Annotated in this window: 12 protein-coding genes; 5 read left to right on the forward strand and 7 right to left on the reverse strand. The window is 71.6% G+C overall.

The window, feature by feature from the left end:
- Nucleotides 1-22 precede the first annotated feature (22 nt).
- From AC1HC7_RS05555 to AC1HC7_RS05565, 3 genes are all read left to right on the forward strand, one after another.
- Entirely contained in the window at nt 23-1,009 is a 987-nt protein-coding gene (locus AC1HC7_RS05555) for a DMT family transporter (RefSeq protein WP_479495973.1), read from the forward strand.
- 32 nt (nt 1,010-1,041) lie between these two features.
- Nucleotides 1,042-1,710 carry an HAD-IA family hydrolase gene (locus AC1HC7_RS05560; protein WP_479495972.1) on the forward strand — a complete coding sequence of 223 codons (669 nt, stop codon included), beginning with the start codon at nt 1,042-1,044 and terminating at the stop codon, nt 1,708-1,710.
- 91 nt (nt 1,711-1,801) lie between these two features.
- On the forward strand, nt 1,802-2,263 hold the full coding sequence (locus AC1HC7_RS05565) for a DUF302 domain-containing protein (protein ID WP_479495971.1): 462 nt from the start codon (nt 1,802-1,804) through the stop codon (nt 2,261-2,263).
- Nucleotides 2,264-2,368: 105 nt separating this feature from the next.
- On the opposite strand, the gene AC1HC7_RS05570 is transcribed toward AC1HC7_RS05565, so the two are convergent.
- The 5 genes from AC1HC7_RS05570 to AC1HC7_RS05590 form a co-directional block, all read right to left on the reverse strand.
- A complete protein-coding gene (locus AC1HC7_RS05570; RefSeq protein WP_479495970.1) occupies nt 2,369-3,517 on the reverse strand; it encodes an NAD(P)/FAD-dependent oxidoreductase in 1,149 nt (382 codons plus the stop codon).
- Between the two features lie 4 nt (nt 3,518-3,521).
- Nucleotides 3,522-4,100 carry a 16S rRNA (guanine(966)-N(2))-methyltransferase RsmD gene (gene rsmD / locus AC1HC7_RS05575; RefSeq protein WP_479495969.1) on the reverse strand — a complete coding sequence of 193 codons (579 nt, stop codon included), beginning with the start codon at nt 4,098-4,100 and terminating at the stop codon, nt 3,522-3,524.
- A complete protein-coding gene (locus AC1HC7_RS05580; protein WP_479495968.1) occupies nt 4,100-5,353 on the reverse strand; it encodes an aminotransferase class V-fold PLP-dependent enzyme in 1,254 nt (417 codons plus the stop codon). The genes rsmD and AC1HC7_RS05580 overlap by 1 nt, the downstream gene beginning before the upstream one ends.
- 135 nt (nt 5,354-5,488) lie before the next feature.
- Nucleotides 5,489-6,343, reverse strand: a complete 855-nt coding sequence (locus tag AC1HC7_RS05585; protein WP_479495967.1) for an alpha/beta fold hydrolase — start codon at nt 6,341-6,343, stop codon at nt 5,489-5,491.
- Between the two features lie 2 nt (nt 6,344-6,345).
- Complete coding sequence (locus AC1HC7_RS05590) at nt 6,346-6,948, reverse strand: DsbA family protein (protein ID WP_479495966.1); 603 nt, start codon at nt 6,946-6,948, stop codon at nt 6,346-6,348.
- A gap of 206 nt (nt 6,949-7,154) precedes the next feature.
- Between AC1HC7_RS05590 and AC1HC7_RS05595 the strand changes: the two genes are divergently transcribed.
- Nucleotides 7,155-8,171 (forward strand): ribose-phosphate pyrophosphokinase, encoded by a 1,017-nt coding sequence (locus AC1HC7_RS05595; RefSeq protein WP_479495965.1) that lies wholly within the window; start codon nt 7,155-7,157, stop codon nt 8,169-8,171.
- Here the strand turns inward: AC1HC7_RS05595 and AC1HC7_RS05600 are convergent.
- The gene (locus AC1HC7_RS05600; protein WP_479498753.1) at nt 8,156-9,391 is read right to left on the reverse strand and encodes a TCR/Tet family MFS transporter; all 1,236 of its coding nucleotides are present in this window, start codon (nt 9,389-9,391) and stop codon (nt 8,156-8,158) included. The two genes, AC1HC7_RS05595 and AC1HC7_RS05600, sit on opposite strands and share 16 nt — an antisense overlap.
- Before the next feature lie 172 nt (nt 9,392-9,563).
- On the opposite strand from AC1HC7_RS05600, the gene AC1HC7_RS05605 reads away from it, so the two are divergent.
- Nucleotides 9,564-9,998 carry a hypothetical protein gene (locus tag AC1HC7_RS05605; RefSeq protein ID WP_479495963.1) on the forward strand — a complete coding sequence of 145 codons (435 nt, stop codon included), beginning with the start codon at nt 9,564-9,566 and terminating at the stop codon, nt 9,996-9,998.
- 223 nt (nt 9,999-10,221) lie between these two features.
- On the opposite strand, the gene AC1HC7_RS05610 is transcribed toward AC1HC7_RS05605, so the two are convergent.
- Nucleotides 10,222-10,548, reverse strand: coding sequence for a hypothetical protein (locus tag AC1HC7_RS05610; RefSeq protein WP_479495962.1), 327 nt, complete (start codon nt 10,546-10,548; stop codon nt 10,222-10,224).
- Between the last annotated feature and the right edge of the window lie 299 nt (nt 10,549-10,847).

Below are 10,847 nucleotides of genomic sequence, written 5' to 3' on the forward strand. Positions count from 1 at the left end.
TGGCGGGAAGGAGCCGCCGCCCATGTCCCCCGATCCCAGTTCCACGCCGGGGCGCGTCCCCGCCGGCGCAGCGCGGCCGCCCGCCCTCCCCGACCCGGCCGCCCCGCAGCGCGACAACCTCGCCGGCGCCGCCTGGATGCTGTTTTCGGTGGTCACCGCCAGCGCCATGACGGTGGCGGTGCGCGCGCTCTCCACCGGCATGGACAGCCGCATGGTGGTGCTGCTGCGCGCCGGCATGACCATCGCCGTGTTCGCGTTGATGCTGACCTCGCCGCGGGTGCGCGGGATGCTGAAATTTTCCCGCCCCGGCATGCATCTGGCGCGCGGGATCATGGTCGGGGTGTCGACGCAGCTTGGCTTTTACACCATCTCGCAGGTGCCGCTGGCCACGGCGACCATCCTGTTTTTCACCGCGCCGATCTTCGCCACCCTGCTCGCCGGGCCGGTGAACGGCGAAAAGGTCGGCCCGCGCCGCTGGGCGGCGGTGGCGTTCGGATTCATCGGCGCGCTGGTGATTCTGCGCCCGGGCGGCGGCGAAGGCTGGACGCCCGACTGGGCCATGCTGGCGGCGCTGGCCTCGTCGCTGCTGTTCGCGGCCTCGCTGGCCACGGCGCGCGGGCTGGCCGAGGCGGACGGGGCGCTGTCGGCCTATATCTCCTCGGTGGCGATCACCGCGATCATCGGCCTGCCGCTGGCGATCCCGGTCTGGTCCCTGCCCGCCGACGACATGGCCTGGCTGGCCTTCGCGGTGCTGGTCACCGCCGGCGTCGCGCGCGGCGTCGCCGACATCCAGGCCTATCGGCTCGGCGAGGCCAGCGTCATGGGGGTGATCGCCTATCTGCGGCTGGTGCTGATCGGCGGCGCCGGCTATTTCATGTTCGGCGAAACCCCCGACGAGGCGACGCTGCTGGGCGGATCGATCATCGTCGGGGCCACCCTTTACATCGCCCAGCGCGAGGCCCGGCTGCATCACGCGCGCCGGGGCCCGAGGGCCGGGCCCGCCGACTGACCCCGCCCGCCCCGTCACGACAAGGACACGCCATGACCGCCCCTCGCCCGGCCCTGATCATCTTTGACTGCGACGGCGTGCTGGTGGACAGCGAGCCGATCAGCGACCGGGTGATGGCGCGCTATTTCACCGCCTGCGGATGGCCCTGCGAGCCCGCCCTGGTCAACCAGCTGTTCGTCGGCGGCGCCATGGAGGACGCGGGACAGGAGGCGACCCGCCGCGGCGCCGCCCTGCCCGCCGACTGGATGCCCGAGCTGTACGCGCTGATCTTCGCGGCCCTGGCGCGCGAGGTGCGCCCCATCCCCGGCATCGCCGCGGCGCTCGACGCGCTGGACCGGGCCGGGCTGGCCTATTGCGTCGCCTCCAACGGCCCCCACGCCAAGATGGACGTGACGCTGGCCGCCGCCGGGCTCGCCGAACGCCTTGCCGGCAAGCGGTTCTCCGCCCAGGATCACGCGCGCCCCAAACCGGCGCCCGACCTGTTCGAACACGCCGCGCGCCGCCATGGCGCCCCCGCCGCGCGCTGCGTGGTGATCGAGGACAGCGGCGTCGGCATGCGCGCCGCCCGGGCCGCGCGCATGCGCTGCCTCGCCTATGTTCCCGAACAGGATCCCGCAGGCGACGCCCCCGCCGCCCTGCGCGCGCTGGGCGCCGAACCCTTCGCCGACATGGCCGACCTGCCGGCGCTGCTCGGGCTCTGATCACGGTGTTGGGATCGGCCGCGCCAATCGCACGGTATCGCGCGCGCAAACATATGCTAACATATGCATGGATCCATTCAGGGAGGATGACATGATCGCAAGGACCGTTCTCATCGCCGCCGCCGCCTGCGCCTTCATCGCCGGCGCCGCGCAGGCCGGCGAATCGCCCAACCGGAGCCTTGTGATCGAAGCCCCGTTCGAAGACGTGGTGTTCGATCTGAAGCTGGCCATCGAGGAGCGCGGCTACGTGATCGACAATGTCAGTTTCGTGGGCGACATGCTCAACCGCACGGCGGCGGATGTGGGCGCGACGACCCAGGTCTACGATTTCGCCCGGGTGACGCAGTTCTGCTCGGCGACCCTGTCGCGCAAGATGATGGAGGCCGACCCTGACAACCTCGCCTTCTGCCCCTACGGCATCTACGCCTACCAGCTCGCCGGCGAGACCGACCGCGTGCATCTCGGCTATCGCCGCCTGCCCGAGGGCGCGATGCAGGAGGTCCAGGCCCTTCTCGAAGCCATGATCACCGAAGTCGCCGCCGGCCTCGAATAAGCCCATCCGATCGGGGGCGGATCCTGCGCCCGGGCGTCCGGCTGGCGGGTGGGCGCTGGGGAGGCATCGCCGGCCCGGCCTCCGGCCAGCCGAGCGGCGGGCGCGTCAGGCGTCGGTCGCCTGGCGGTCCCGCCCCCGCGCCGGGGCCACGTCGCCCGGATCGAAGCCCTGATCCAGAATGTCGGCGGGCGCCGCGCGCCCCTGCGCCAGCGCCGCCGTCAGCCGCGCCAGCGCCGGCGCGGTCTGGATGCCGTAGCCGCCCTGCCCCGCCAGCCAGAAAAAACCCTCGACCCGCGCATCGAACCCGACCGCCGGGGCCTTGTCGGCGACGAAACTGCGCAGCCCGGCCCATTTGTGTTCGATGCGCGCGACCCGGATGTCGAACGCGGTCTCGATCCGGTCGATGCAGATCGCGGCGTCGAGTTCTTCGGGCTGGGCGTCGCAGGGCGGCGAGGGCGTCTCGTCGGCGGGCGAGATCAGCAGCTTGCCCGCCTCGGGCTTCATGTAGAACGCCTCCTCCACATCCACCGCCAGCGGCCAGCCGCCCGGGTCGCGCCCCGGCGGCGACGCCACGATCAGCGCCGTGCGCCGCTTGGGGACCAGCCCGATGGGGCGCGCCCCGGCCAGCGCGCCGACCGCCTCGGCCCACGCCCCGGCGGCGTTCACCACCACCCCGGCGCGAATGTCGCGCCCGCCGGCGGTGACGATCCAGCCGCCCTGCTCGCGCGTCAGCAGGGTGACCGGCGCGCTTGCGATCAACGCGCCGCCGCGCTGCCTCAGCTGGCGCAGACAGCCCTGATGCAGGGCGTTCACGTCGATATCCATCGCCTGCGCGTCAAACATCCCGGCGGCGCCGTATTCCGCGCGCAGCAGCGGCAGCAGCCCGTGCAGCGCCGCGCGGTCGAGCCGCGTCACCGCGCCGCGCCCCGCGACCTCGTCGAACATCCGGTCCAGCGCCGCCAGCTGGTCGTCGCGCGCCAGCATCACCACGCCCCGGCGCGACAGCAGCGGCGCGTCGCAAAACCCCGCGGGCGGCGCGTGGAAAAACCCCGCCGAGGCCCGGGTCAGCGCCCGGATCGGGGCCGGGCCGTAGGTGGGCGCGAAGATCGCCGCCGAACGCCCGGTGGTGTGAAATCCGGGCCGGGATTCCATTTCCAGCAACGCCACCCTGCAATCGCGCGCCAGTTCCGCCGCCGCCGAGGCCCCGGCGATGCCGGCCCCGATCACCGCCACGTCGAAAATGTCAGCCGCCATGTGCTCAGTCCCCCAGACGCAGGATGCGGATCGTGGTGTCGCCGTAGCTTCGCGCGTCCAGCAGCATCGCCCCCGGCGGCAGGATCGGGCGCGCGGCGGCGCTTTCCTCCCACACGACAAGCGCGCCGGGGGCAAGCCAGCCGCCGGCGATCGCCGCAGTCAGCGCCGCCTCGCCCAGTTGCTTGCCATAGGGCGGGTCCAGAAACGCCAGGTCATAGGGCTCGCCCCGGCAAATTCCCAGTTTCGTCGCGTCCCGGCGATAGATCTTCGTGGTCCCGATCACCCGCAGCCGGTCGATGTTTTCGCGGATCAGGGCGCGGGCTTTCGCCAGGTCATCGACGAAGTGCACCGCCGCGGCGCCCCGGCTCAGCGCCTCCAGCCCCAGCGCCCCGACCCCGGCGAACAGATCCAGCGCGCGCCGCCCCTCGGGCGGCGGCGGGTCGCCGTAATCGCCATGGGCGAGCAGGTTGAAGATCGCTTCGCGCACCCGGTCAGAGGTCGGGCGAAGATGCGCCGCCCCGCCCCCGGCGTCGCCCGGCGCCGCCAGCGACTGGCCGCGAAACCGTCCGCCGACGATGCGCATCAGCCGCCCAGGCCCCGGCTCCGGCCCGGGGCCAGCACCGCATCGAGCGCGGCGATCAGCTGGTCGATTTCCGCGGCCGAGGTGTAATGGGCGAAGCTCAGCCGCAGCACCCCCCGGGCCGGATCGACGCCAAGCGCCTCGACCAGCCGGTAGGCGTAGAAATGCCCGCCCCCGGCCATGACGCGATGTTCGGACAGCGCCGCCGCGACCTCTTGGGCCGGGCGGTCCAGCGCCAGCGCCACGGTGGGGGCGCGCAAGGCCGGGTCGGCGGGCCCCAGCACCCGCAGATCGCGCCGCCCGTTCAGGAAATCCATCAGCGGCGCCAGCAGCGCGGTCTCGGCGGCGCGCAGCAGCCCGCCGAGGCGCGCGGTGCGGATGTCCTGGGCGGCGCCGGTGCGAAAATGATAGCTGTCGAGGGAGTCCATATAGGTGGCGACGCCCTCGATGGCGGCGATCTGGGCGTGATCCGGCCCGGCGGGGGTGAGCGTGGCGCGCGGATTGCCGGCGTTGAAGAAATGCCCCTGATTGGCCAGCGACGCGGTCAGATCGCGGCGCACCGCCATCACCCCCAGATGCGGCCCGAAGGTCTTGTAGCTGGAGAACATGTAGATGTCGGCCCCGAGCGCCGCCACGTTGGGCAGCCCGTGCGGCGCGTAGCTGACCCCGTCCACCACCGACACCGCCCCGGCGCCGCGGATCATGGCGCAGATGGTTTCGACCGGGTTGATCTCGGCCACGATGTTCGAACAATGCGGAAACGCCACCAGCCGCACCTTGTCGTCGAGCAGCGCCGCCAGATCCGCGGGATCCAGATGCCCCGCCTCGTCGACCCGCCATTCGCGGATCTCGATCCCGGTCCGGGCCAGCCGCCGCCAGGCGCCGGAATTGGCCTCGTGATCCTGATTGGTGACCACCACCGCGTCGCCCTCGCGCCAGCCGGCGCGAAACGCGTGGCTCAGGACATAGACGTTCTGCGAGGTCGAGGGGCCGAAATGCACCTCGTCCCGGTCCACGCACAGCCATTCGGCGATGCGCTCATAGCTTTCATCCATCCACGCGCCCGCCATGCGCGAGGCCGGATAGGGCGCGTAGGGCTGCACCTTGGTGCGGCGGTAGAACTGGTTGAGCCGTTCGATGACCTGCCGGCAGGCGTAGGAGCCCCCGGCGTTCTCGAAAAACGCCCAGCCTCGCAGCGAGGGCTCGCGAAAGGCGGGGAACTGGGCGCGGGCGAAATTCAGGTCGAGCTCGGGCATCGGCTGGGAATCCTTGTGGCGGCAATCCTGCCTGCGATAGCGGATCGCGCGCGGGCGCGCCAGTGGCCGGGCGGATCCAGCGGGTCGGATCCCGCGAAAGGGGGACCGGTCGCGCTGGGCTGGGCTGGGCTGGGCTCAGGCGGCGGGCGCCGGCGCCCGCCGGTCAACCTCGGCGAAGAATCGTTCCAGTTCATCCAGCGTCTCGCGCCAATGGGTGACCGGGGCCAGATGCCCGGCGCCGGGGATGGCCAGCCGCCGGGCCTCGGGCAGCGCCGCCTGCACCACGTCGAGAATGGCGGCGGCGGCGCGCGGCGTGTCCGCCCCCTGCATCAGCAGCACCGGCATGGGCAGCGCCGCGAGGTCCGCCGGCGTGATCTGCCCCGGCGGATGGCCGATGACGCTTTGCCAATCCCTGGCCAGTTCCCCATAGCAGCGCACCGCGTAGGCGAGGCCCTCGTCGCTCATGGCCTCGACCCCGCCGGGCGCGCCCCAGACGGTCATGAAACGCTTGACGGCGGCGATGCGCTCCCCGGCGTCGAACAGCCGCGCAACCTCGCTCATCAGCGCCTCGTCCTCGTCGGCCTCGGCGATGCGCCCCGCCGGGCGCAGCAGATGAAAATACACCGGTTCGATCAGGGTGAGGCTCGCCACAAGATCCGGGCGCGCCACCGCGACCCGCCCCAGCACCGCGCCGCCCAGCGACAGCCCCGCCAGATGCGCCTTGCGGCCAAGGGTTTCGAGCAGCGCGATGCAGGCCCGGGCCCCGAATTGCTGCAGCGATTCGCCGTCGGCGGGCGGCGCGGTGCCGCCATGGGCGGGCATGTCCACGGCCAGCGCCCGGCGGCGCGGGGCCAGCGCCGTCAGCATGGGTTTCCACAGCCCGCTATGGGCCAGCGAGCAATGGGCGAACAGCACCGGGGCGCCGGGGCCCGAACCCGGCCCGGCGTCGCGATAGGCGACGCGGCGGCCCTCGACCTCGATCTCGGGCATGCTCAGGCCTCGCCCCGGGCCAGGTCGCCCAGATGCGCGTCCAGATAGTCGAGCCGATCCTGCCCCCAGAACCGTTCCTCGCCGATGACGTAGAACGGCGCGCCGAAAACCCCCGCGGCGAGCGCCGCGTCGGTGTTGGCGGCGTAGGTTTTCCCAAGGCTTGCGGCGTCGTCGCGCAGCGCCGCGTCAAGACCGCGTTGCGCCAGCGCCGCGGCCACGACGGCGGCGTCGGACACGTCATCGTCATCGACCCAGCAGGCGCGCATCAGCGCCCGCGCCACGCCGCCCGCGTCGCCGCCCGCGTCCTGCGCGGCGATGATCGCATGGGCCGAGGGCGTCGGATCCACCGGCCAGTGGGCCGGACGGAGGTTGATCGCCATGGCGTTGCGGCGGGCGATTCGGCGCAATTCCTGCAACCGGTATTGCTGACGCGAGGGATGCCGCTGGCCCACCGGCTGCGCCCCCACCGCCGCGAACACCTTCATGATGTCGCAAGGCCGGTAGACGACGGTCGCGCCGTGGCGCGCGGCGATCTTTTCCAGCCGATCGCCGGCAAGATAGGTGAAGGGCGACAGCACGGAGAAATAATAGTCGATTCGGGACATTGGGCGTTTCCTTGAACATGCCGCGCCGGGCGGCCCGGCGCGCCCGGGCGCGGCCCGGCGCCCGGCGCGGAGCCAAGATGACGCGTTCAGCGGTCTTTGCAACCCCCCGCCCCGATGCTAGAGCGGCGCAGCGCGGCGACGCTGGATGAACGGCCGCGACGTCAGGCGCGCGACGCGGGCGCCGGTCAACAGGGGAATGTGGATCGATGAAATCCGACATCAATCTCAAACTGATCGCGGGCAATTCCAACCCGCCGCTGGCCGAGGCGATCGCGCGACGCATGAGCGTCTATCGCAGCGCCGACGTGGAGCTGGCCGACGCCCGCGTCGAACGCTTCAGCGACAAGGAGATCTTCGTCGAGATCTTCGACAACGTGCGCGGCGAGGACGTGTTCATCATCCAGTCGATCTGCAACCCGGCGAATGACAACCTGATGGAGCTGCTGATCATGGCCGACGCGCTGCGCCGGTCCTCGGCGCAGCGCATCACCGCCGTCATCCCCTATTTCGGCTATGCGCGGCAGGACCGGCGCACCGCGGCGCGCACCCCGATCAGCGCCAAGCTGGTGGCCAACCTGATCGCACAGGCGGGCATCGAACGGGTGCTGACCATGGATCTGCACGCCGGGCAGATCCAGGGATTCTTCGATATTCCCGTGGACAACCTCTACGCCTCGCCGGTGTTCGCGCTCGACATCCGGCACGCGTTTCCCGACCGGTCCCGGCTGACCATCGTGTCGCCGGACGTGGGCGGCGTGGCCCGCGCGCGGGAACTGGCCAAGCGGCTGGGGCTGGGGCTGGCGATCGTCGACAAGCGGCGCTCCAAACCCGGCGAGATCGAGGACATGACCGTCATCGGCGACGTCAAGGACCGGGTCTGCATCATCGTCGACGACATCATCGACACCGCCGGCACCCTGTGCAAGGCGGCGGAGCTGCTGAAGAACGAGGGCGCGCGCGCCGTGCACGCCTATATCAGCCACGGCGTGCTGTCGGGCCCGGCGGTCGAGCGCGTGTCCAGTTCGGCGATGGAAAGCCTGGTGATCACCGATTCCATCCCGCTGACCGACGCGGCCAAGGCGGCCAACAACATCCGCGCGGTGTCGGTGGCGCCGCTGTTCGCGCAGGCGATCCTCAACGTGGGCAACGACACCTCGGTGTCCTCGCTGTTCTCCGAAAAGACCCTGGGGCCGATCTACGAGGCGTTCTACCGCTTCGAGTGACGCGACCGGCTGCGCATGAACAGCCCGGCGGACAGCGCGAACAGCGCCGCGGCCGCCAGAAACGGCGCGCCGGGCAGATAGACCGGCGCATCCGGGCCGGTGAAGATGTTGAACACCCGGGTCATCAGCAGCGGGCTGAGGATGGTCGACACCCCCGCCAGCGCCGCGATCACCCCCTGCAATTCGCCCTGCGCGTCATCGGGCGCAAGGGCGCTCATCAACCCGGTGAGCGCCGGGCCGGTGACCACGCTCAGCGCCATCAGCGGCATCAGCGCGTAGACCATCCAGCCCTCGGTGGCGAAAGCGAGGGCGAGCATCACCGCCAGATTCGCCGCCAGCCCCAGCCCCACGGTGCGCGCCGCCCCGATCCGCGCCAGAACAATGCGGATGGCGCCCCCCTGCACCAGCGCCATCAGCGCCCCGAACACCGCCAGGGACAGCCCCACCTCGCCCACCGACCAGTTGAACGCCTCCAGCGTGAAGTAGCTCCAGACCGAGGGGTAGACGTAATGGGCGAAATTGTAGACGAAGGTGGTGGCCAGCAACGCCCCCAGCCCCGGCAGCCGCACCGCCTTGCGCAGGGCGCTGAACGGGTCGACGCGCCGCCAGTCCACATGCCGACGGCGCGCGGCGGGCAGCGATTCGGGCAGCACCAGAAAGCCGTAGAGGCAATTGGCGGCGGCCAGCGCCGCGGCCGCGTAGAACGGCGCGCGCGGGCCCAGTTCGCCCAGCATGCCGCCTATCGCCGGGCCGAAGATGAAGCCGATTCCGAACCCCGCCCCCACCAGCCCGAAATTCGCCGCCCGCTTTTCGCGCGGCGACACGTCGGCCATGTAGGCGTTGGCGGTGGAATGGGTGGCCCCGGCGATTCCCGACATCGCCCGCGCCGCGAACAGCAGCCACAGCGAGCCCGCCACCGCCATCACCAGATAATCCGCCGCCATGGCCGCGAGCGAGGCCAGCAGCACCGGGCGCCGCCCGAAACGGTCCGACAGGCTGCCGATCAGCGGCCCGAACAGGAACTGCATGGCGGCGTAGGAAAACGTCAGATACCCGCCCCACAGCGCCGCGTCGCTCAGCGACATGGCCGCCAGATCGCGCATCAGGTCGGGCATCACCGGCATGATCAGCCCGATGCCCATGGCGTCGATGGCCACGGTGACGACCACGAAGATCGCCGCGGCCGGGCGTCGGGTCCGCGCGTCGGCGGCATGGGTCATCTGCGCATCGCTCCACTGGCGTCAGGCGCCGCCGGAACGCGCGGTCGCCCTGCGCCGGAGCCTCAAAAGACCCTCGCACAGTAGCGGCGCGGCGGCGCGACCTGAACCCCTGTCGCGGAAAAACCGGGCCGCGCGCGACCGGACGGGGGTCTCGATGGGGCACGGACAAAGGATGATTTCCGCGGCGGCGCCGGGCGACATCTCGGGCTCGGACGCGCTGCCCATGGCCAGCGCCGTCGGGGCCGAGGGCTCGCGCGTCGACGCCGCCCTGCAGAGCTTCGGCCACTATTTCCCCGACGCGCCCGAGCCGCCCATGCGCCCGGATATCGGCGCGGCCTTCGAAACCGTGGCCAAGGCGATGGTCAGGGCCAGGCCGCCCGCCGAGCGGCCGAACCCGGCGCCGCCGCCGATCTACGCCTATCCGGGGCCGTTCATCGACCATGACGTCACCGCCCAGGCTGAATCCGGCCGCGGCGTGACGCGGCTGCTTGTCGGCGGCGCCCATGCCGGTTCCGCCGCCCGAGTGCAACGCGCGTATTGGCGGGGGCGCAATCCGCACCCATTCGAAACTTCGACAACGAATTTTCAGGAGAAGAATCAACCATGACCCACCGGATCGCCATGAAAACACGGCGGGCGCCGGGCGTGCTCGGATCGCTGCTGCGCCAGTGGAGCGACCATGACATGCCGCGGGGCGTCAGGGACATCACCCCGACCCCGCGCGTGTCCGGTCGGTTCGAAATCCTGCTGCCCGATCCCGCGGTGATCGCCAAGCGCGAAGCGGATGGTGGCGTGGCAGCTCCCGTCGGGGCTGCGGGCGGGCGTGGCGATCAGCCAATAGGCGCGGTCCGCGGCGACGCGGCCGTCAGCGAAGACAGCGCCCCGGATCTGATTTCGGCGATCAGGCGCAGGGTCGGGTCGGCGGGTTCGGCGTCGCAGACCTCCTCCAGATGGGTCCGGAGCGCGGCGTTGACGTTCAGCGCCCGGCCTGTGTCGCCAAGACTGGCGTAGCGATGCATCTGAAAGCGCGCCGCCACCTCGTTGAAGCGGTCGAGATCGAGCAGCGCATGCGCCGCCTGATGCCCCGAACTGGCGGCCCCGTCGGCGAGGATCCGCTCCAGCCCGTCGCGCAGCGCAGTCCTCGCCGCCCGGCGCATCCGGATTGAATCCGAGCAGCCCGGCGCAGGCCGCGAGCGTCAGAGTCTCGGCGCGATCGAGGGCGGCGCGACGGCGCGTGACCTCCAGCCCGAATTGCATTTGCGGCAATTCGCGCAGGGCGCCGCGCACGGGAGCCGGCAGGCGAGGGCGCCGCGGCGCCGCGGGCTGCGCCGCCAGCGCTCGATCAGCTCGAACCTCGCGCGCCGGATCGCGAAATCCATGTCCGGCCCCGCCGCCGCGTGTCCGGGCCGCTGCGCCGGGTCACGCGGCCGGGGGGGGCGCCCGGGCGCGGCTTTTC

It is taken from the genome of Oceanicella sp., from assembly GCF_056449545.1.